This window comes from Pseudomonas helleri, from assembly GCF_001043025.1.
Taxonomy (GTDB): Bacteria; Pseudomonadota; Gammaproteobacteria; order Pseudomonadales; family Pseudomonadaceae; genus Aquipseudomonas; species Aquipseudomonas helleri.
On the sequence record NZ_JYLD01000002.1, the window covers coordinates 329,350 to 350,696 of the forward strand.

17 protein-coding genes are annotated in these 21,347 nt (G+C 58.7%); 10 read left to right on the top strand and 7 right to left on the bottom strand.

From position 1 onward, the window contains the following. Positions 1-35: 35 nt before the first annotated feature. Entirely contained in the window at positions 36-653 is a 618-nt protein-coding gene (locus TU84_RS04195) for an FKBP-type peptidyl-prolyl cis-trans isomerase (protein ID WP_048367400.1), read from the bottom strand. 149 nt (positions 654-802) lie between these two features. Beyond that, positions 803-1,291, bottom strand: a complete 489-nt coding sequence (locus tag TU84_RS04200; RefSeq protein WP_048367403.1) for a TIGR00645 family protein — start codon at positions 1,289-1,291, stop codon at positions 803-805. Between the two features lie 143 nt (positions 1,292-1,434). On the opposite strand from TU84_RS04200, the gene TU84_RS04205 reads away from it, so the two are divergent. After that, positions 1,435-3,267 carry a hypothetical protein gene (locus TU84_RS04205; RefSeq protein ID WP_048367405.1) on the top strand — a complete coding sequence of 611 codons (1,833 nt, stop codon included), beginning with the start codon at positions 1,435-1,437 and terminating at the stop codon, positions 3,265-3,267. A gap of 8 nt (positions 3,268-3,275) precedes the next feature. Here TU84_RS04205 and TU84_RS04210 read toward each other — a convergent pair whose 3' ends face one another. Both TU84_RS04210 and TU84_RS04215 read right to left on the bottom strand, forming a co-directional pair. Beyond that, positions 3,276-3,593, bottom strand: coding sequence for a PA4575 family protein (locus tag TU84_RS04210; protein ID WP_048367407.1), 318 nt, complete (start codon positions 3,591-3,593; stop codon positions 3,276-3,278). Positions 3,594-3,820: 227 nt separating this feature from the next. Next, positions 3,821-6,259, bottom strand: a complete 2,439-nt coding sequence (locus TU84_RS04215) for a Lon protease family protein (RefSeq protein WP_048367409.1) — start codon at positions 6,257-6,259, stop codon at positions 3,821-3,823. A 269-nt stretch (positions 6,260-6,528) separates the two neighbouring features. Here TU84_RS04215 and TU84_RS04220 point away from each other — a divergent pair, with 269 nt between their 5' ends. The 3 genes from TU84_RS04220 (at position 6,529) to TU84_RS04230 (ending at position 9,500) form a co-directional block, all read left to right on the top strand. Further along, positions 6,529-7,020 (top strand): DUF3015 domain-containing protein, encoded by a 492-nt coding sequence (locus tag TU84_RS04220; protein WP_048367410.1) that lies wholly within the window; start codon positions 6,529-6,531, stop codon positions 7,018-7,020. Between the two features lie 73 nt (positions 7,021-7,093). Beyond that, a complete protein-coding gene (locus TU84_RS04225; RefSeq protein ID WP_048367411.1) occupies positions 7,094-8,947 on the top strand; it encodes an Lnb N-terminal periplasmic domain-containing protein in 1,854 nt (617 codons plus the stop codon). 46 nt (positions 8,948-8,993) lie between these two features. Further along, positions 8,994-9,500, top strand: a complete 507-nt coding sequence (locus tag TU84_RS04230; RefSeq protein WP_048367413.1) for a GreA/GreB family elongation factor — start codon at positions 8,994-8,996, stop codon at positions 9,498-9,500. Here TU84_RS04230 and gdhA read toward each other — a convergent pair. Both gdhA and ettA read right to left on the bottom strand, forming a co-directional pair. Then, on the bottom strand, positions 9,485-10,822 hold the full coding sequence (gene gdhA / locus TU84_RS04235; protein ID WP_048367414.1) for an NADP-specific glutamate dehydrogenase: 1,338 nt from the start codon (positions 10,820-10,822) through the stop codon (positions 9,485-9,487). The two genes, TU84_RS04230 and gdhA, sit on opposite strands and share 16 nt — an antisense overlap. 329 nt (positions 10,823-11,151) lie before the next feature. Continuing rightward, the gene (gene ettA, locus TU84_RS04240; protein ID WP_048367416.1) at positions 11,152-12,819 is read right to left on the bottom strand and encodes an energy-dependent translational throttle protein EttA; all 1,668 of its coding nucleotides are present in this window, start codon (positions 12,817-12,819) and stop codon (positions 11,152-11,154) included. 126 nt (positions 12,820-12,945) lie between these two features. Between ettA and TU84_RS26575 the strand changes: the two genes are divergently transcribed. The 5 genes from TU84_RS26575 to TU84_RS04260 all read left to right on the top strand — a co-directional run bounded on the left by TU84_RS26575 (position 12,946) and on the right by TU84_RS04260 (position 19,105). After that, entirely contained in the window at positions 12,946-13,068 is a 123-nt protein-coding gene (locus tag TU84_RS26575) for a hypothetical protein (RefSeq protein ID WP_256677192.1), read from the top strand. A 43-nt stretch (positions 13,069-13,111) separates the two neighbouring features. After that, on the top strand, positions 13,112-16,969 hold the full coding sequence (locus tag TU84_RS04245; RefSeq protein ID WP_048367417.1) for a sensor domain-containing protein: 3,858 nt from the start codon (positions 13,112-13,114) through the stop codon (positions 16,967-16,969). A gap of 92 nt (positions 16,970-17,061) precedes the next feature. Next, positions 17,062-18,315 (top strand): serine hydroxymethyltransferase, encoded by a 1,254-nt coding sequence (glyA, locus tag TU84_RS04250; RefSeq protein WP_048367420.1) that lies wholly within the window; start codon positions 17,062-17,064, stop codon positions 18,313-18,315. 204 nt (positions 18,316-18,519) lie between these two features. Continuing rightward, complete coding sequence (locus tag TU84_RS04255) at positions 18,520-18,813, top strand: type II toxin-antitoxin system RelE/ParE family toxin (RefSeq protein WP_048367422.1); 294 nt, start codon at positions 18,520-18,522, stop codon at positions 18,811-18,813. A gap of 1 nt (position 18,814) precedes the next feature. Continuing rightward, positions 18,815-19,105 carry an addiction module antidote protein gene (locus tag TU84_RS04260; RefSeq protein ID WP_048367424.1) on the top strand — a complete coding sequence of 97 codons (291 nt, stop codon included), beginning with the start codon at positions 18,815-18,817 and terminating at the stop codon, positions 19,103-19,105. A 9-nt stretch (positions 19,106-19,114) separates the two neighbouring features. Here the strand turns inward: TU84_RS04260 and TU84_RS04265 are convergent, their stop codons facing one another. Next, positions 19,115-19,384 (bottom strand): hypothetical protein, encoded by a 270-nt coding sequence (locus TU84_RS04265; protein WP_048367426.1) that lies wholly within the window; start codon positions 19,382-19,384, stop codon positions 19,115-19,117. A gap of 647 nt (positions 19,385-20,031) precedes the next feature. On the opposite strand from TU84_RS04265, the gene TU84_RS04270 reads away from it, so the two are divergent. Next, positions 20,032-21,345, top strand: a complete 1,314-nt coding sequence (locus TU84_RS04270) for a C4-dicarboxylate transporter DctA (protein WP_048367427.1) — start codon at positions 20,032-20,034, stop codon at positions 21,343-21,345. Positions 21,346-21,347 lie beyond the last annotated feature (2 nt).

The window sequence follows — 21,347 nt, forward strand, 5'->3', positions numbered from 1 at the left end:
AACTCGCTCCTACAGCTAGCTATAGCACTGTGTTCTTACAGAACGTCCAGCAGCTCAACGTCGAATACCAGGACGCTGTGCGGAGCAATGCTGCCAACGCCTTGCGCGCCGTAAGCCAGTTCGCTCGGCACGTAGATGCGCCATTTGCTGCCGGCGTTCATCAGTTGCAGGGCTTCGGTCCAGCCAGCGATCACGCCGCCAACCGGGAACTCAGCAGGCTGGCCGCGCTCGTAAGAGCTGTCGAACACAGTGCCGTCGATCAGGGTGCCGTGGTAGTGAACACGTACGGTGTCTTCGCGGGTTGGCTTGGCGCCTTCGCCAGCGGTCACAACTTCAAATTGCAGACCGGAAGCCAGCGTGGTGATGCCGTCTTTCTTGGCGTTTTCAGCCAGGAAAGCCTTGCCTTCGCCTGCTGCCGCTTCTGCCTTGGCAGCCGCTTCAGCTTGCATGATCTCGCGGATCACTTTGAAGCTGGCCGACATTTCTTCCTGGCCAACACGGCTTTCTTTGCCCGCGAAAGCGTCGGTCAGGCCCGCCAGGATGGCGTCCAGGCTAACGCCCGGTGGCGGGTTGTCGCGCAGTTGGTCACCCAACTGACGGCCAATGCCGTAGCTAACGCGCGTTTCGTCGGTCGACAGATTTACTTCGGACATAACACTGCTCCGCTATAGAGCGACTCAAAAAAGCCGTTTTTCAACCGCTTTCTCCCAGCCGCCCAAAACCAAAAAAGGGCGAGCAGACTACCACAGCCCCCAAAGCCTTCGCAGCCCGGGTTCGTGTGCTGCCCGTCACGACAACCGCATCAGTGCTTGGTCAGCTTGTCGAGGTAGCCCATGGCGAACGCCGACACCACAAACGTCATGTGGATAATCACGTACCACATCAGGTATTGGGTTTCGATGTTGCGCGCATCCATGAACACCCGCAGCAGGTGGATCGAGGAGATGGCCACAATCGACGCTGCGACTTTCATCTTCAGCGAGGTAGAGTCCATCGTGCCTAGCCAGCTAAGCTTCTCTTTGTTGGTGTCGATGTCCAGTTGCGAGACGAAGTTCTCGTAGCCCGAGATCATCACCATCACCAACAGGCCGCCCACCAGCGCCATGTCGATCAGCGACAGAATGACCAGGATCAAGTCCGATTCAGTTAGCGCGAACACGTTTGGGATAACGTGAAACACTTCCTGGAAGAATTTCAACGCCAACGCCAGTAAACCCAGGGATAACCCGAAGTAAATCGGCGCCAAAATCCAGCGTGAGGCGTACATTGCATTTTCGATAAAGCGTTCCATTGAATCTCGCAGGCTGTAAAAAAAATGGGCGCGAGTATATCAGCCACAAATGGGCAGAGATAAAGCGGTAGACACAGTCAGTAAAAACATTTTCTGCTAGTGTCGACCTCATCAGCATCGTTTACGGACAGGAAAACTGAACAATGTATCTGCGATTCCCCTTGGTCTGTCTCGGGCTTTCCACCGCTTTGCTCATGACGGGCGGCTGCTCGCCTGGCGATAAACACCCGCAGGCCAGCCTGGAAGAAAGAACCGCAGCGTTCGAAAAGAGCCTCGATGCCATCAAGGACCCGCAGCTTAAAGACGCCGTGGCCGACCTCGGCGGCTCATTGCTGCTGCTGGAACGCGCCCGCATCAAGCTGGACGGCAAACCGGTCGAAACCGAATATGGCACCGATGAACTCGCGCAACTCAAGCACTACCCCAACAGCCAGGCCCTGAGCGACACCTACATCAACGGCATGTTTGTGGTGCGCAAAAACTCCAGTTCCGACTACCTGACCGACCTGGAGCCGATCTTCCCGTTCAGCCAGAACAACGAATCCGATTTCCCGTTCCCGCATGCGCTGGAATGGCAGTCCGTGACGCTGAGCAACAAGCAAGTGGTGCCGTTCCAGGCGGAATGGTCAGAAACCGATTCAGGGATCCAGCTCAGCCCCTCCAGCGCCAACCTGAGCAACCCTGACGACCTGACCATCACCTACCCCTACATCGACGGCGTCGAAACCTCGAACATCCAGCAGCCTCAGCCCGTCACACTGCATGGCGAAGCCGAAGTCATCGCCCCCGGTAAAGTGGTCAACCTCACACTCACCAGCAAAGACGTGGGTAAAACCCGCACTGAGGGCAACATCAGCGTCACCCTGCTGGCACTGGGTAAAAACTTTGCGGAAGTCGACATCAACAACAGCGCCCCGCTCGCCGAAGCCGTACGCGATACCGAACTCAACCCGCTGATCATCCAGGCCCGCGACGCGACCGGGCAGTACCTGGCCCGCGCTGGCTCCATCGACGAAAACGCCGAACAACTGGCGTTCTATCAACAGCAACTGGCCGAAATGATCAAGCAAACGGCCTGGAGCGATGAGTTCAGCAAAAAGCTTGACGACGAACAAAAAGCCTTTGATAGCCAACACCCGCATCACTACAGCAAGGTGTATTTCAACGGTCCGATTGAAAACGTCGACATCAGCGTGCTCGACTTCTCGACCGCCAACGTCACCCGCAAAACCCTCGACCTGCCGGTGGTGCGGCTCGACAAAAACGTTGTAGGTAAAGACATCCAGACGCTGCCGCTGTCGGTGGTGGTGTATGACGATCAAGCCGTCAACTACCTCAAGGACGCCACCCTGGACCCTGAGCACCTGAAAAAAAGCGTGGTTATCAGTCAGTCGGTAGATGACGCCAGCGCCGCCACCCTGGAGTTCAGCCACCCGCCGACCTTCAATGACGAACTGCTGGGCGAACTGCCTGACTCGGCCGACACCCCGGTAACCTTCTTTGCTGAAGACCAGAACGGTAAACGCGGTGAACCGCTGGAACTGCCGGCTGAAGCCTTCGACGCAGACCCAAAAACCGGTGTCATCACCTACGACCTCAACCTGTTCCCGGAAACCCCGGCCTACGCCATCGGCTCAATGCCGCTGTATGTGGCCGATATTGCCAAACACACCCTGGACGTCGCCCACCTGCCCAAAGGGCTGGAGCTAAAAGGCAACGCGCTGGTGGTCGATCAGGCGCTGTTCCCGTCCGATGCCTGGCGCTTTTACGCCAAGGACGATACCGGCAACTATCTCAAGGAAGTCCTGGCTGTTAGCCACAGCGAAGAACCCAATGGCCCGACCATCTTCGACGTGCACTACTTCTATGGCCACCCGACCCAGATCGAGAGCTACGCACGCACCGCTCTGGAGCCCGTGGAGTACGGCTTCGAGGCCAAGCTGGAGAAAGTCCCCGAGGTCACGCCACCGCGCTGACAGACGCCTCAGCGCGAAGCCGGGCGGCGCTCACCATTGATCTGACGCAACTGGGCCTGCACATGCAGGCACCAGATTTGCGGCGTATCGGCTAACCGATAGCCGTGCAGCGTCAGGCTTTCAACAATGGATTGCAGAATGGTTTCGGCCACAAACGGGCCGCGAAACGGGCCCTGAGATTTGATCGTGGTTGGCTGCTCGCCCGACAAACCTGCCGCGAACAGCAAGGCCCACAGGCCGGTATTGCCTGCCAAAGGGCGAATACTGCACTCAATGCGGGTTTCCAGCCCCAGACATTGGCGGGTAAGGCAAAGGTTGCGCGACATGGCGGCGCCCCTCGTAGAGCCTGCTTCAGACGACACTTACCTGAGCATAGAAGCAAAACCCCGCCCGCAGAGGGCGCCAAGACCAACGGCTTAACACCTGCCCGCAACGGCTCTTTTAGCCGCTGACGAGGAACGAAGGCTGCGATGCGGGCCGCAGGACCGCCGTCTGACGGTCGTTTGGCACATCTCGCAGCCTCATGCTTCGGCAGCGACTACAGACCCAGGGATCAAGCCGGCTTTTTCGCCGCCAGGGCTTCGGCCAGCAGTTCTTTCTCGGCTTCCTTGAGGTCGTCGTCGTTGACCATTTCGGCAATCACCCGCAAACGCTCAACCACCCGGGCGTTGACGCTGCCTTCCGGGAACTGGCCTTCTTCATCCGGCTCACCGGCAGGCTCGCCCACCAGCAGGCTCAAGGCTTCGTCCGCCTGACGCACGGCGTACACGTGGAACTTGCCTTCACGCACGGCCTTGAGCACCTTCTCATCAAGCATCAAAGTCGCAACGTTAGCTTGCGGAATAATGGCCCCCTGCTCCCCGGTCAGGCCGCGGGCTTCGCAAAGCCGGAAGAAGCCTTCGATCTTCTCGTTCACCCCGCCAACCGCCTGCACTTCACCAAACTGGTTGATCGAGCCGGTAATCGCAAAGCACTGCTTGAGCGGCGTTTTGGAGAGTGCCGAAATCAACGTGCAGGCTTCACCCAACGAAGCACTGTCGCCATCGACGTAGCCGTACGACTGTTCCAGGGCAATGCTCGCCGAAATCGCCAGCGGGAACTCCTGGGCATAGCGGCTACCCAGGTAGCCGGTCAAAATCATCACCCCTTTGGAGTGAATCGGCTGCCCGAGGTTAACCTCGCGCTCAATGTCGACAATGCCGCTGCCCCCCGGATACACCGTGGCCGAAATACGCGCCGGCACACCGAATGCCGAGTCACCGACTTCCAGCACGGTCAGCCCGTTGCACTTGCCGACCGCCGCACCGTCGGTGTCGATCAGAATGATCCCCGCCAGCATGTCGTCCAGAATGCGCGCCGACACGCGTCCGGTACGGGTCGCTTTGGCTTTGAGCGCACGCTCGATGTGGCCCGCATCGGTCATTTCATCGTTGGCCAGATGGCGGATAAAGTCCGCTTCGCTGACCAGTTGGAACAGGTCACCAATGCGCGCCGACAAGCGCCCCTGATGCTCGGCCAGACGCGCGCTGTAGGTCGCCAGACGCGCCACCGCACCTGCCGTCAGCGGCGCCATGCCTTCTTCTGACGTGCGGGTGGTGAGCAACTGGGCGAACTGCTCCAGGCTTTCATCGACCATCGGGATGTCTTCGTCGAAGTCCACCAGCACCCGGAACATCTCCTGGAAGTCCGGGTCCAGGTCTTGCAGCGTGTAGTACAGCTGGCGGGCACCGATGATGATGACCTTGACCTGCAGCGGGATCACCTGCGGGCTCAGGGTCACGGTGGCCATGCGCCCCAGTTCGCCCAGCGGCGATTCCATTTTCAATTTGCGCGATTGCAACGCACGCTTCAGCGCATCCCAGACAAACGGCTCGCTGAGCATCTTCTCGGCTTCAAGGATCAAAAAGCCGCCGTTGGCACGGTGCAAGGCACCCGGGCGCAATTGCCGGTAGGTGGTGTACAGCGCGCCTTGGTCGGTGCTGTATTCGATGCGGCCAAAGAGGTTGTCGTAGGTCGGGTGCGGCTCGAACACCACCGGCGCGCCGCCGCTCATCGGCTGGCCCACCACCAGGCTCGGCAGGTACTGCTCTTCCAGCAACTTGCGCGCCTGGGCGTCAGTTTTGCTGTCGTCGACCAGTTGCTCCACCACCGTTTTGAGCAGGTACACCTGCATGGCCTGCAAGTAACCGCACACCGCGCCATTTTCGGCGTACTTCTGCGATAACGGCGACAACAGGGGCTGCAAGGCCAGGGTGATGGTTTCTTCGTTCAGTTGGCGCAGCTGGTTGTTCGACTCACGTTTCCACTGCGGCAGGCTCGCCAGTTCTTCGTTGAGGCGCTCTTCAAGCCCGGAAATGTCCTCGTGAAAACGCTCACGTTCTTCTTCGGGCAACTGCGAAAACTCGGCCTCGTCCAGCGCCTTGCCGTCACTCATCGGGGTGAAGGCCACGTTGCTGCTGTCGCGGTACAGGGCCACGCCCTTTTCCAGCGCCAGGCGCTCGATCACATCCAGCGCACGGTCGTAGCGCTGGTTGAAACCACGGTCGATGGCGCTTTTGCGCTGCTGGTAGGTCGGGTGTTCAAACACCGCCGGGAACGTCGCCAGCAGGTTGTCGATCAGCCCGTTAACGTCCGCGATAAAAGCACCCGCCGTGCTCGCGGGTAGCTCCAGCGCGCGCGGCTCACGGGGCTCATCAAAGTTATTGACGTACACCCAGTCGCTGGGCGACTTGAGGCGTTTGCCTTCTGCCTTGAGGTAGCGCTTCACAAACGAGAAGCGCCCCGTACCCGGCTCGCCCATCACAAATACGTTGTAACCCGGACGCGGCATGGCCACGCCAAACTGCAAGGCTTCGACCGCGCGCTCCTGGCCGAGAATGCCGCGAAAGGGTTCTAAATCATTGGTGGTCGAGAAGCTGAACTGTTCAGCGGAAAAAGGACGGGTTAGCGCGTCAGGCGCTAGACGCAGGCTGGCAGCAACAGAATCAGGCATCGGGCTTCCTTACATCAGGCAGGGCAGATGGCAGCATTCTGGCGCTGGCTGTACGCCACTGGCAAGGCGCGTTACACCTGAATTATCGGGGCCCAATGTTTGCGGGCGAAAAAACCTCCCGCCCAACGATTGTTTTACAAAAAACCACGGAACCTGCTGATCGTGCCTAGACTCCTAAGTGTTGCGAGGCTGGATTGATAACCGGCCCGTTCTGGCTAATGACGGCCAGATACCCTTGTCCATTGGTTGCACGCATAGAGAACAATGATATGAAACGGATTCTTCTCGGCACTCTCTTTACAGTGGTTTCCCTCAACGCCATGGCGCAAGCACCCGGCGGCCCGAACTGCGGTTGGGGCAACATGCTGTTTGAAGGTCAGCGCGGCACCCCCGCCCACTTCCTGGCCTCCACCACCAACGGCACCTCCGGTAACGCGACCTTCGGCATGACCTCAGGTACCAACGGCTGTACCACCAAAGACGCCCTGACTTACGGCGGCAAATCGTGGATTGCCATGAATGGCATGATGAACGAGCTGTCCGAAGACATGGCCAAAGGCAACGGCGAAGCACTGACCACCTACGCGGTGGTACTGGGTGTGGCCCCTGAAGACCGCGAGCATTTTGCCGCAGTCACCCACGAGCACTTCCAGCAAATCTTCAGCAAGGCTGACGTGACCGCTGACGATGTGCATAACAACACACTGGCTGTTCTCAAAGGCGATGCCCGCCTGTCCAAGTACGCAACCGTTGCGTCGTAACTGAGACTTGCCCGCTCCTTCGGGAGCGGGTACTTCTGTTTCAATTCCATTCGCCTGACAACAGTTGCTCACCATGCTCAAACGCCTTGCCTATCTGGCGCTCTGTGCCTGCGCCCCGCTGTACGCCGCGCCTCAAATCGACAATCAACGTTTGCAGCAACTCGCCAACGACCCGTTCTGGATTTCTTTAGGCCATTACGAAGCCCGCAAACTGGGCGGCTGGCGCAGCTATGTCAGCGACGACAAATTCTTTCTGGCCGCCGACGGCGCCCACCACCCCGACGCCGAACTGCGCGCCACCGTAGAGGCGTTGTATGCCCCGGTGAGCCTGGGCGACAAACACCCGCAATGCGTATACCCGGCCCGTACCCGCTGGCTCAAGGCGCAACTGAACCTCAACGACCTGCCCAAGGTTGAATGCGCAGAGTTCACCCAGTGGTTCACCGACGTCGCGCCGCACAGCACGGTGATGATCTTCCCGGCGGCGTACCTCAACAGCCCGTCGTCCATGTTCGGCCACACCTTGCTGCGCATTGACCAGGCCGATGTACAAAGCAACAAAACCGCGCTGCTCAGCTACGCGATCAACTTTGGCGCCTACATCGAAGGCTCCGACAACAGCATTCTGTATGCCTGGAAAGGCTTGGCCGGTGGTTACCCCGGCCTGTTTGCCCTGGTCCCCTACCAGGAAAAACTCTCGGAATACCGCAGCCTGGAAAACCGCGACCTGTGGGAATACCGGCTCAACCTGACCCCCGAAGAAACCCAACGCATGGTTGAACATGTGTGGGAACTGAAGCAAATCCAGTTCGATTACTTTTTCTTCGATGAAAACTGCTCCTACCGCCTGCTTGAACTGCTGCAAGTGGCACGCCCCGGCTTGCAATTGACCACCCAGTTCCCGCTGACAGCGATTCCCACCGACACGGTTAAAGCGGTCAAGGAAGCCGGCCTGGTAGAAAGCATCGAATACCGCCCGTCCCGCGAACGCGAGCTGCTGGACCGGGCCAAAGTGCTCGACCCCGAAGAACAGCAATGGGTGCTGCAGGTCAGCGCCGATCAGACGCAATTGCAGAACCCGACCTTCATGGCGTTGCCCAAAGCGCGTCAGGCGCTGATTATCGACGCGGCCTATCGTCTTGAACGCTACCGGGCCAATGGCCTTGAGCGCGACACCGGGCGCTCGCAACGTAGCTATGAACTGCTGCGCGCCATCAACCAGAACCCGGCGCCAGAGCTGCAAGTCGAGCGCCCCGAGCTTCCCGAAAACGGCCACGAATCACGTACCTGGCAACTGGGCGCGGGCAGCCGCGATGACAAAGCGTTCGCCGAATACGGCCTGCGCATGGCCTACCACGACCTGAACGACAACGCACCGGGCTTCCCGCTGGGCGCGCAGATTGAAATCCTCCAGCTCAAGCTGCGCCAATACGAGGGCAATAAATGGCAAGTCCAGCAGCTGGACCTGGCCAACATTCGCTCCCTGACCCCGCGCAACGCCCTGCTGCAACCCTGGTCATGGCAAGTCGGCGGCGGCCTTGAGAGGGTGCTCGGCAAACATGGCAGTGAACGTTTGGTCACCCACGTCAACGGCGGTGCAGGCGGTACCTGGCAGTTAAGCGACAACCTGCTTGGCTTTGCCCTGGGCACCGTGCGGGTCGAGCACAACAACGACTTCGCCGCGTTTGTTTCACCGGCGGCGGGCTACAACACCGGCGTGTTGTGGCGTAACCCGGTGGGCAACCTGAGCCTGGAAACCAAGGCCGATTACTTCACCAACGGCGAAGTGCGCCGTAGCCTGAGCCTGAATCAGCAATGGGAAATCTCCCGAAATCTCGGCCTGCGGTTGACCGCACAGCGTGAGTTCAGCCACCTTGCCTCACCGGTCAACGAAGTGATGCTCGAACTCAAGTGGTATCACTACTGATGCCACCCACACTGCAGGGCTAACTGTTAACAAAGGGACTGCCATTATGAGCCGTGCATTTGTAAACGAAGACAGCGCCGCCAATCAGGCCGATACGCCGGTTGAGCGTCAGGTCAGCGAACAGCCGAACTACGTTACCGCTCAAGGCCTTGAGCAATTGCAAGCCAAGGTCGCCGAGTTGCAACGCCTGCACAGCCAGGAGGCCGCCCGCAAAGACTTGCCCGATAAACAGCACCTGGCCGACATGGAACGCGACCTGCGCTACTTCAATCAACGCCTGCACAGCGCACACGTGGTCGCCCCGGCGACGTCAACGCACAAGGTGCAGATTGGCAGCTGGGTGACGTACGTCGATGAACACGGCACGCAAAAGCGCGTGCAACTGGTCGGGGAAGATCAGGCCGATGCAGCGCAGGGCCTGATTAACTGGGGCTCACCGCTGGGCCGGGCGCTGTTGGGCGCGCGGCTGGGTGATGAAGTGCTGTGGATCCGGCCTGCAGGCGATCTGCAGGTCGAGATCCTCGCGATCGAACCGGCTTACACCACGCCCTGAGCCAGCATGGCGTCAGCCACTTTGACGAAGCCCGCGATGTTCGCGCCTTTGACGTAGTTGATACGGCCGTTTTCTTCGCCGTAGTGTACGCATGCATGGTGGATGGACTGCATGATGTTGTGCAGCTTGTTGTCCACTTCACCGGCCGTCCACAACAGGCGCATGGCGTTTTGCGACATTTCCAGCCCGCTCACGGCCACGCCGCCTGCGTTTGAGGCTTTGCCCGGCGCAAACAGAATGCCCGCCTCGATAAACAGATCAACCGCCTCAAGGGTGGTCGGCATGTTCGCGCCTTCGGCCACGCACAGGCAGCCATTGCTCAGCAGCGTACGGGCCGCGTCGGCGTCCAGCTCGTTTTGCGTGGCGCATGGCAGGGCGATATCGCACGCCAGGTTCCACGGGTGCTGACCGGCCAGGAACTCCAGGCCAAACTGGCTGGCCAACTCGCTGATGCGGCCACGCTTGACGTTTTTGAGGTCCATCAGCGCGTCCCACTGCTCATCGTTCAGACCCGCTTCGCAGTACAGGGTGCCTTCGGAGTCCGACAGCGAAATCACTTTGCCGCCCAGGTCCATGACCTTGCGTGCCGCGTACTGCGCCACGTTGCCGGAACCGGAGATCGCCACGCGCTTGCCATCAATGCGCTGACCGCTGCGCTTGAGCATTTCCTGGGCGAAGTACACGCAACCAAAACCAGTGGCTTCCGGGCGAATCAGGCTGCCGCCGTAGCTCATGCCCTTGCCGGTCAGTACCGAGGTGAACTGGTTGCTCAGGCGTTTGTATTGACCAAACATAAAGCCGATTTCCCGCGCCCCCACGCCGATATCGCCCGCCGGTACGTCAACGTCAGAACCAATGTGGCGGTACAACTCGCTCATAAAGGCCTGGCAGAAACGCATCACTTCAGCGTCGCTCTTGCCCTTGGGGTTGAAGTCCGAACCGCCTTTACCGCCGCCCATAGGCAACGAAGTCAGGGAGTTTTTGAAGGTCTGTTCAAACGCCAGGAACTTCAGCACGCCAAGGTTCACCGACGGGTGGAAGCGCAAGCCGCCCTTGTACGGGCCAATCGCGCTGTTCATCTGGATGCGGAAACCACGGTTAACGCGGACTTTGCCTTCGTCGTCGACCCATGACACGCGAAACACAATGGCACGCTCTGGTTCGCAGATGCGTTCAAGAATGCCTGAAGTCAGATAATGCGGATTGGCTTCAAGAAACGGCCACAGACTGCGCAGGACTTCTTCCACTGCCTGGTGGAATTCTGGCTGGTCCGGGTCACGTTTTTTCAGACGGGAAAGGAAGTGGTCGACGGATTCGATCATGGGAAAAGTCTCGGCAAATTTGTTGTCGTTAAACGGAGATTGGCCAGAACTTTAACAAGTCATGCCGCACCGCGACAGCGCAAAATGTCGCAGTTATGAATTTAAATGGTGCTTTTATATAAATAGCCCAGGTTTTATGCGGTTTTTGCGCACCAAAAAAGTGATTTATGTACCCAGTTTTGCACCAATAAAAACACGCAATTCTGTAGGAGCGAGCTTGCCTCGCGATCTTTTTAAACGATCAAAAGATCGCGAGGCAAGCTCGCTCCTACAGGATCCCCCAAAAAAAACGGAGCCCCGAGGGGCTCCGTTTTTCTTGCAAACCGGCCTTACTGGGCCAGTTTTTTGTGACGCACGCGGTGCGGCTGGGCAGCCGCTTCGCCGAGGCGCTTTTTACGGTCTGCTTCGTACTCGGTGTAGTTGCCTTCAAAGAAGACCGCTTGCGAGTCGTCTTCGTACGCCAGGATGTGAGTCGCGACGCGGTCAAGGAACCACCGATCGTGAGAGATCACAATGGCAGCGCCCGGGAAGTCCAGCAGCGCTTCTTCGAGCGAACGCAAGGTCTCAACGTCAAGGTCGTTGGACGGTTCGTCGAGCAGCAGCACGTTGGCGCCCTCTTTCAAGGTCAGGGCCAGGTGCAAGCGACCACGCTCACCACCGGACAGGTCCTTGACGAACTTCTGCTGATCGCCACCTTTAAAGTTGAAACGGCCCACGTAGGTACGCGACGGGATTTCGTAGTTGCCGATGCGGATCACATCGGAACCATCCGAAATCGCCTGGAACACCGACTTGCTGCCATCCAGGTCGTCACGGCTCTGGTCAACACAGGCCAGTTGCACGGTTTCGCCCACTTCGATGCTGCCCGAATCCGGCTGCTCTTTGCCCATCAGCATGCGGAACAGGGTCGACTTACCGGCACCGTTACCACCGATCACGCCGACAATGGCGCCTTTAGGCATCACGAACGACAGGTTGTCGATCAACACGCGATCGCCGTAACCCTTGGACACGTTCTTGAACTCGATCACCTTGTCACCCAGGCGCGGACCGGCCGGGATGTAGATTTCGTTGGTTTCGCTGCGCTTCTGGAATTCCTGCGATTGCAGTTCTTCGAAGCGTTGCAGACGCGCCTTGGACTTGGACTGACGCGCCTTGGCGCCTTTACGGACCCATTCCAGCTCGTCTTTCATGGCCTTTTCATGGGCCGACTGCTGCTTGGATTCCTGGGCCAGACGGTCGGACTTGGCTTCAAGCCAACCCGAGTAGTTGCCCTCGTAAGGAATACCGGCGCCGCGGTCGAGTTCCAGAATCCAGCCGGCGACGTTGTCCAGGAAGTAACGGTCGTGCGTAATCGCAACCACGGTACCCGGGAAGTCGTGCAGGAAGTGCTCAAGCCAGGCCACCGAGTCGGCGTCCAGGTGGTTGGTTGGTTCGTCGAGCAGCAGCATGTCCGGGGCCGACAGCAGCAGGCGGCACAGGGCCACACGGCGCTTCTCACCACCCGACAGGTGTTCAATTTTGGCGTCCCAGGCGGGCAGGCGCAGGGCATCGGCTGCCACTTCGAGCTGGCGCTCAAGGTTGTGGCCGTCACCGGCTTGCAGGATCGCTTCGAGCTTGGCCTGTTCAGCGGCCAGCTTGTCGAAGTCGGCATCCGGCTCGGCGTATTCAGCGTAAACCTGATCCAGGCGCGCTTGCGCATCCTTGATCACGCTCACTGCTTCTTCGACCACTTCACGCACGGTTTTGCTGGCGTCCAGTTGCGGCTCTTGCGGCAGGTAGCCGACATTGAGCTCTGGCATTGGACGGGCTTCACCGTCGAACTCGGTGTCGACGCCAGCCATGATTTTCAACAGAGTAGATTTACCCGAACCGTTCAGGCCCAGTACGCCGATTTTGGCGCCAGGGAAGAACGACAAGGAGATGTTTTTCAGGATTTCCCGCTTCGGCGGAACAACCTTACTCAGCCGATGCATGGTGAAAACGTATTGAGCCATGGATAACCTAGCGTCAGTGACTGATGAATAAGGCGCGAGCGATGCCCTGATCAGGCCATAGCACAAAGACAGAAATTGAACGGATCAATGCCTGCTCGCAGAAAAAGCCTGAGTGTAGGAGCTAAAATGCCCTCGCGTAACCGGCAAAGCTACCTGAATGCGCGGGACAGGGCAAACCAGCGCGAGCCACGGCACTGGCACTTTGCCACGACCCAAGGCATGCTAGCCGTCCCGTACGCGTCCAGCTAATAATACGTGTTGCACCTTAGTCGCCAAACCGCAGGATCGCAGCTTGCCTAATGTAGCTCCGCCAACACTCACCCATGTGCCAGGCCAAACCCTTGGCCCACCCGTGCGCGGGACGTTAAAGGGTGCCTTGGCAGCGCTGGTGCTGTTTTTGCTGGGGATCCTGATTTGGTTATTAATTGAACAGTTCCAGGAAACCCTCGAACAAGAGCACTTGGCCAGCGTCCATTACAGCGCAGACCTGGCTGACCACATCAGTTTGAGCCTGGCGCTCAAGGCCGAAACCGCCCTCAACCAGCTCCCGCTCTACGAACTCCCCCGCACCCCAAGCCAGCAGCAAGCTGTGGTCAACCAACTGCGTGCAGTGGTGCCGAATGTGCAAAGCCTGGCCTTGCTCAGCCCAACTGGCGATATTGTGCTCGACAGCAGTAGCGCCAGCCCTGACGCGGCTTTTTTGAAAGAGTGGGTACGCAGTAACCCGCCGCAAGGCCGGGGCGACGTTTATTACTACGGCAATAACCATGATGCCAGCGTCATTTACCTGCGCTTGCGCCCGCCTAACGACACCTTCAACGGGTATTGGCTGCTGCGCCTGAGCACCGGCATGCTGCACTCGCTGACGCGCCGAACCGCCGAGAACAACCGCCCGCAATGGCTGATCGAAAACGGCCAGACCGACACCGTGCTCAGCCGTATGGCAACCGCCTCCAGCGCCAGCACTGTCACCCCGGGCGACGAAGCCTCGACGGTGCTGCTGGTGCCTTTGAGCCACAGCGACTGGGAACTGCGCGGCCTGTTCGATCGCAGCGAGGCCAAGGCGCATCTGCTGCCCGGCCTGATCGGCAAATGCCTGCTGGGCCTGATGTTCTCGTCGTTGCCGCTGCTGGCGCTGCTCAACATGCGCCGGCGCCAGCGGCAACTGCATGAAGGTCGACGACGCTACCACGACATTTTCGAAGGCACCGGCGTGGCCTTGTGCGTGCTGGATCTGGCCGGTTTGCCGGGCCTGCTGGAGCGCGAAAAACTCCACGACCGCGAGGCGCTCAAGCAATGGCTGCAAGACAACCCCGAACGGCGGCGCCTGTTATTTGAGCAACTGCGCATCACTGAAGTGAACCAGGTGGCGTTGCAACTGCTGGGCATCAGCTCGGGCCATGAAGCCTGGATAAAACTGATCAACGGCTGCCCGGCCAACCCCTCAGCCATTGGTTATCAGTTGGCTGAAGCGGTGCTTGAACAGCAGCACCAGCTTGAACTGGAAATAACCCTCACCGATGCCCAAGGCCATGACCAGCATTTATGGCTGGTGCTGCGCCTGCCCGAAGACCGACAGGACTACCACGCGGTCATCTTAAGCATCAGTGACATCACCAGCCGCAAGCTGATTGAGCTGTCGCTGCAAGAGCGGGAAAGCTTCTGGTCGGACGTAGTGCGCACCGTGCCTGACCACCTGTACGTGCAGAACGTGATCAGCCAGCGAATGATCTTCAGCAACCACCATTTGGGCCAAACCCTGGGCTACAGCAGCGTTGAGTTGCAACAAATGGGGCCGTACTTCTGGGAGTTGTTGCTGCACCCCGAAGACGCCGAGCATTACAGCCAGCTGCGCCAGCAACAACGCGACGGCGGCTATGCCCAGCAACTCGATTGCCAACTGCGCTTTCGCCATCACAGCGGGGTGTGGCGCCGCTTTGATATTCGCGAGCAAGCCCTGGCCCGCGGCACAGGCGACCAAGTGACACGCATTGTCGGGGTCGCCAAAGACATTACCGACCAAATCGAAGCCAGCGAATCGTTGCGCGACAGCGAGCATCGTTACCGGATGCTGGCCGAGAGCATCAGCGACGTGATTTTCTCTACCAACAACAGTCTGCAACTCAACTACGTCAGCCCCTCGATAGAAACCGTATTGGGCCATGACGCCGACTGGGTGCTCAAGCACGGCTGGCAAGCCACCATCGCCAAACCACAGCAACTGACAGGGCTGTACAGCCTGATCGAACGGATCAAGAGCGCGCTCGACAAACCGGCGCAACTGGCGGCCCTGCGCACCCAACTACAGACCCAACTGTTCCTGCTCGACTGTGTGCGTGCTGACGGGCGCAAAATACCGGTGGAACTGCGTCTGATTCTGGTGTGGGATGAGCACGACAAGTTCGAAGGCCTGCTCGGCGTTGCCCGTGATATCAGCCAGCAGCGCAGCGCCGAAAAAGACCTGCGCATGGCTGCCACGGTCTTTGAGCATTCCACCTCGGCCATCCTGATCACCGACCCGGCGGGCTACATCGTGCAAGCCAACGAAGCCTTTAGCCGGGTGAGCGGCTACTCCGTTGAGCAGGTACTCGACCAACTGCCGAACCTGCTGACCGTTGATGAACAGCAGCAAGCGCACTTGCAGTACGTGATCAAACAACTGAACCAGCACAACACCTGGGAAGGCGAAGTGTGGCTCAAGCGGCGCAATGGCGAACATTACCCGGCGTGGGTCGGGATAACGGCGGTTTTCGACGACGAAGGCGACCTGGCCAGCTATGTGTGCTTCTTCAGCGACATCAGCGAGCGCAAGGCCAGCGAACAACGCATCCACCGGCTGGCCTACTACGACGCCCTGACCCACCTGCCCAACCGCACGCTGTTCCAGGACCGCCTGCACACCGCCTTGCAGCAGGCCGAACGGAACAAGTCGTGGGTGGTGTTGATGTTCCTCGACCTCGACCGCTTCAAACCGATCAACGACTCACTGGGCCACGCCGCGGGCGACCGCATGCTCAAAGACATGGCCACGCGCCTGTTGGCCTGCGTGGATGACGACGACACCGTTGCGCGCATGGGCGGCGATGAGTTCACCCTGCTCTTGCAACCCCGCGCCACCCGCGTCATGGCGCTCAACCGGGCGGTCGGGGTGGCTGAGCAAATCCTCGCCAGCCTGGTGCAACCGTTCGTTCTTGAGAGCCGCGAATTTTTCGTCACCGCCAGTATCGGCATCGCCTTAAGCCCGCAGGACGGCAACGAACTCAGCCAGTTGATGAAAAACGCCGACACCGCGATGTATCACGCCAAAGAGCGCGGCAAGAACAACTTCCAGTTCTACCAGGCCGACATGAACGCCAGCGCCCTGGAACGCCTGGAGCTGGAAAGCGACCTGCGCCATGCGCTGGAACAGCAAGAATTTATCCTCTATTACCAGCCGCAATTCAGTGGCGACGGCAAGCGCCTGACCGGGGTTGAGGCGCTGCTGCGCTGGAACCACCCACGGCGTGGCCTGGTGCCGCCGGGCGACTTTATCCCGGTGCTGGAAGAGTTGGGGCTGGTGGTGGATGTCGGTGACTGGGTGCTGGCCGAATCGTGCCGCCAGCTTAAGCGCTGGCACCAGGAGAAAGTGCGCGTGCCTAAAGTCTCGGTCAACATCTCGGCACGGCAATTCTCGGACGGCCAGCTTGGCACGCGGATCGCCAGCATACTCAAGGAAACCGGGCTCTCCCCGGCGTGCCTTGAGCTGGAACTGACCGAAAGCATCTTGATGCGCGAAGTCAGCGAAGCGCTGCAAATTCTCGCCAGCCTGAAAAACCTCGGCCTGAGCATTGCCGTTGACGACTTCGGCACGGGTTATTCGTCGCTCAACTACCTCAAACAGTTCCCGATCGACGTGCTCAAGATCGACCGCACGTTCGTCGACGGCCTGCCGTCAGGCGAGCAGGATGCGCAAATTGTCCGCGCCATTATTGCGATGGCCCACAGCCTCAACCTGGCGGTGATCGCCGAAGGCGTCGAGACCCACGAGCAGCTCGAGTTCCTGCGCGAGCACGGTTGCGACGAAATTCAGGGCTACCTGTTTGGCCGCCCCATGCCCGCGCACCTGCTGGTCAAGCAATTGCAGGCCTATGGTTTCAAGCTTGCAACGTGATCACGCACGCCGTGAATCGCTTTCATATGCCAGTTAATACCCATTGGGTTAGAATGCCCTCCTTTTCTGCCCCCCGATCCTTGAGGACCGCCATGTTCAGCCGTGATTTGACACTTGCCAAGTTCGACGCCGACCTTTTTGCCGCCATGGAGCAAGAAGCTCAGCGCCAGGAAGAACACATCGAGCTGATCGCTTCGGAAAACTACACCAGCCCAGCGGTGATGGAAGCTCAAGGCTCGGTCTTGACCAACAAATACGCGGAAGGCTACCCAGGCAAGCGTTACTACGGCGGCTGCGAATACGTCGACGTGGTTGAGCAACTGGCCATCGACCGTGCAAAAGAACTGTTCGGCGCCGATTACGCCAACGTTCAGCCGCACGCTGGCTCCCAGGCCAACAGCGCTGTTTACCTGGCCCTGCTGTCGGCCGGTGACACCATCCTGGGCATGAGCCTGGCTCACGGTGGTCACCTGACCCACGGCGCCAGCGTTTCGTCCTCGGGCAAGCTGTACAACGCTGTTCAATACGGCATCGACGCCAACGGCCTGATCGACTACGACGAAGTTGAGCGCCTGGCGGTTGAGCACAAGCCAAAAATGATCGTGGCCGGTTTCTCTGCCTACTCGCAGATCCTGGACTTCCCGCGTTTCCGTGCGATCGCTGACAAAGTTGGCGCGTACCTGTTCGTTGACATGGCTCACGTAGCCGGTCTGGTGGCTGCTGGCGTTTACCCGAACCCGGTTCCATTTGCTGACGTCGTAACCACCACCACGCACAAAACCCTGCGCGGCCCACGTGGCGGCCTGATCCTGGCCAAAGCTAACCCTGAAATCGAGAAAAAGCTGAACTCGGCTGTATTCCCGGGCGGTCAAGGTGGCCCACTGGAGCACGTTATCGCCGGTAAGGCCGTGTGCTTCAAAGAAGCTCTGCAGCCTGAGTTCAAGGTGTACCAACAACAAGTGGTGAAAAACGCCCAGGCCATGGCCTCGGTGTTCATCGAGCGCGGCTACGACATCGTGTCGGGCGGTACTGAAAACCACCTGTTCCTGCTGTCGCTGATCAAGCAAGACATCTCCGGTAAAGACGCTGACGCCGCGTTGGGCAAAGCTTTCATCACCGTGAACAAAAACTCCGTGCCTAACGACCCACGCTCCCCGTTCGTCACCTCGGGCCTACGTTTCGGTACCCCGGCTGTGACCACTCGCGGCTTCAAAGTTGAAGAGTGTAAAGAGCTGGCGGGCTGGATCTGCGACATCCTGGACGACATCAACAACGAAGCCGTGATTGATGCAGTTCGCGAAAAAGTAAAAGCTATCTGCAAAAAGCTGCCTGTTTACGGCAACTGAGTGTAATTAGCTGAAAAAAAAGCCCGGCTCTTGAGCCGGGCTTTTTTGTGCCCGCCCTGTAGAAGCGAGCTTGCCTCGCGATCTTTTAAAGATCAAAAGATCGCGAGGCAAGCTCGCTCCTACAGTAAAACGACAGCCGGAGTTCTCTGGAGTGCGAAGCCGTGTAGACTTGCCATCTGTCTCCGCACGGATACACTCATAACAATGAATTACATCATCCAGCAAACGAAATCCTTTGCGTTATGGCATTCAACACTGCGCGATATGCGCGCAAAAATCGCTATTGCACGCCGCATTGAGAGAGCCTCGGCGGGCAACCTTGGCGATGCCAAAACAGTCGGTGGCGGCGTGTCTGAGATGCGCGTGGATGTCGGAGCCGGGTATCGGCTTTATTTCACACTGCGCGAAGGTGTGATGATTGTCTTGCTGGTGGGCGGTGACAAATCTACACAGGCTGCTGACATCAAGCAGGCAAAAATGATGGCTAAGGAGGTCTGAGATGCCTAACACCCCTATTGCGTTCGACATGGCGGCGCTGCTCGATAGTGATGAAGCCATCAGCGAGTACCTCTCCCAGGTACTTGCCGACGGCGATACCGATGAACTGATTCGTGCCGTTGGTTACGTGGCCAAAGCCCGAGGTATGGCGCAAATCGCCAAAGACTCAGGCCTCGGTCGTGCCAGCTTGTACAAGGCCTTCGCCCCTGGGGCCAAGCCTCGCTTCGACACCGTGGTGAAAGTCATGCGTGCAATGGGCGTGGAGCTTCACGCGCAGCCAGCACACCCATAAGTGGCCGGGTCAGGTCGGCTGTAAGCGCCAGCCCAAGACGTTGAGCAGGTCGCAGCCGTCGCGCAGCAAGATCATGGCGGTGGTGGCGAGTTGTTTGAGGTCGATGGCGTCGGCGTCCTGGACGTCGCGGCTAGAGAAGGTTTCCATCAGTTGGGTCACCGCCAGTACGCGGGCGGTGACGTTGGCGTGCAAGACGTCAAGCGGGGCGTTACGGTCGATCAGCAAGGCGGGGATGGTGCAGTCGATGGCAGTCAGCGGGATGTACGGTGAATTAGTCATGGATGAATCTCATAAAGGTCGGCTGTAAACCACCCACTTCGTCGCCAAACGAAACTGGGTGGCCGCTGTACGCGGGTTGGCGAACCGGTCGACCTCAACTCCGGCAGATCCGAAGATCTCCCACGCACAGCTGCCATAAAGCACAGCGAGCAAAAATACACGCTCGGCCATATATAGCAATTACGCATTTCATTGAGAACGTTCCAGGTCGCCAAACCCGGTCACCCATTTGGGCGAGCGCTGACTATAGGCGCCGTCCTGCTGCCTCAGCAATTGGCAAAGCTGTGCGAAACATCCCGCAATTTCGTGGGCGTACACACCCTCTGTAGGAGCGAGCTTGTCTCGCGATCTTTTGATCTTAAAAGCTCGCGAGGCAAGCTCGCTCCTACAGAGATTCGCGGTGAATCAGGCGCTCAAATCACGCACATCATCCCCCCCAATTCAACATCCCGCAGAGGCTTTAGCTCGCTGAGCCTCACTCAACCGGTAAGACCGGTCAGCCAATTTTATTAAAATTCACTTGATTATCCCGAAATGCGACTCCTACACTGCTCGCGAACTGGACATACCGGTAAGACCACAATAATTAAGTTCTGAAGCCCATTCGCTCAGCGACCTGCTGTCAGGACACTACCAGGACTCCTCCCATGATCAGATGGTGCTCGCGTTCAATTTTCTTTCAAGTCGTTCTTGGTCTCCTCCTCGGTGCCGCTTGCGGCCTTGTTTTGCCCGAATACTCTTCCCACCTCAAACCCTTGGGCGACGCTTTTATCAAGCTGATCAAGATGCTGATCGGCCTGATTGTGTTCTGCGTAGTGGTCAGTGGCATCAGCGGTGCGGGCGACTTGAAGAAGGTCGGAAGGATCGGCCTGAAGTCGGTTATTTATTTTGAAATTCTGACCACGGTTGCACTGGTTGTGGGCTTGGCGTTTGCCTTCAGCACGGGGATCGGCACAGGGGCGAATATCCATCTGGATCAATTGGCCAGCGCCGGGGCAAGTGACATCACCCAGCGCAGTGAGCATATGCAAACCACGGCGCAGTTCTTGATGGACCTTATCCCCACCTCGGTGGTGGGCGCTTTCGCTGATAACAACATTCTGCAAGTGCTGCTGTTTTCCGTCCTGTTCGGCAGCGCGCTCAATCTGGTCGGTGAGGCGGCGTCGGGGATATCGCGACTGATTAACGAGCTAAGCCATATCATCTTCCGCATCATGGGCATGATTGTTCGTTTGGCGCCCATCGGCGTGTTTGGCGCCATAGCCTTTACCACCAGCACGTATGGCCTGGATTCGCTGCAACACTTGGGTAGCCTGGTCGGTTTGTTTTATCTGACCTGTGCCGCGTTTGTTTCTGTAATTCTTGGCGTGGTGATGCGGGCTTCTGGCCTGCGTCTTTGGCCTCTGCTCAAGTACCTGCGCGAAGAGCTGACGATTGTACTGGGCACCGCGTCGTCCGATGCCGTGCTGCCACAAATCATGCGCAAGCTGGAGCACTTGGGCATTGGTACCTCGACGGTAGGGCTGGTTATTCCAACCGGATACTCCTTTAATCTGGATGGTTTCTCGATTTACCTGACGCTGGCCATCGTGTTTATCGCCAACGCCACCGGCACGCCCTTGGCCATGACCGACTTGCTGACCATTTTGCTGGTCTCGTTGATCACGTCAAAAGGGGCTCACGGCATTCCCGGTTCGGCATTAGTCATTCTTGCTGCTACCTTGACCGCGATCCCGGCCATACCGGTGGCAGGTCTGGTATTGGTGTTGGCGGTAGACTGGTTTATGGGTATTGGCCGCGCCCTGACTAACCTGATCGGTAACTGTGTGGCGACTGTCGCGATTGCCCAGTGGGAAAAAGACATCGACGTGCAACGTGCCAACAAAGTACTCGCCGGGCAACCGGGCTACACCTTTCGCCCGCTCAAACCTGAAGTCGCTGTCGGCCCGCAGGATTTTTAAAA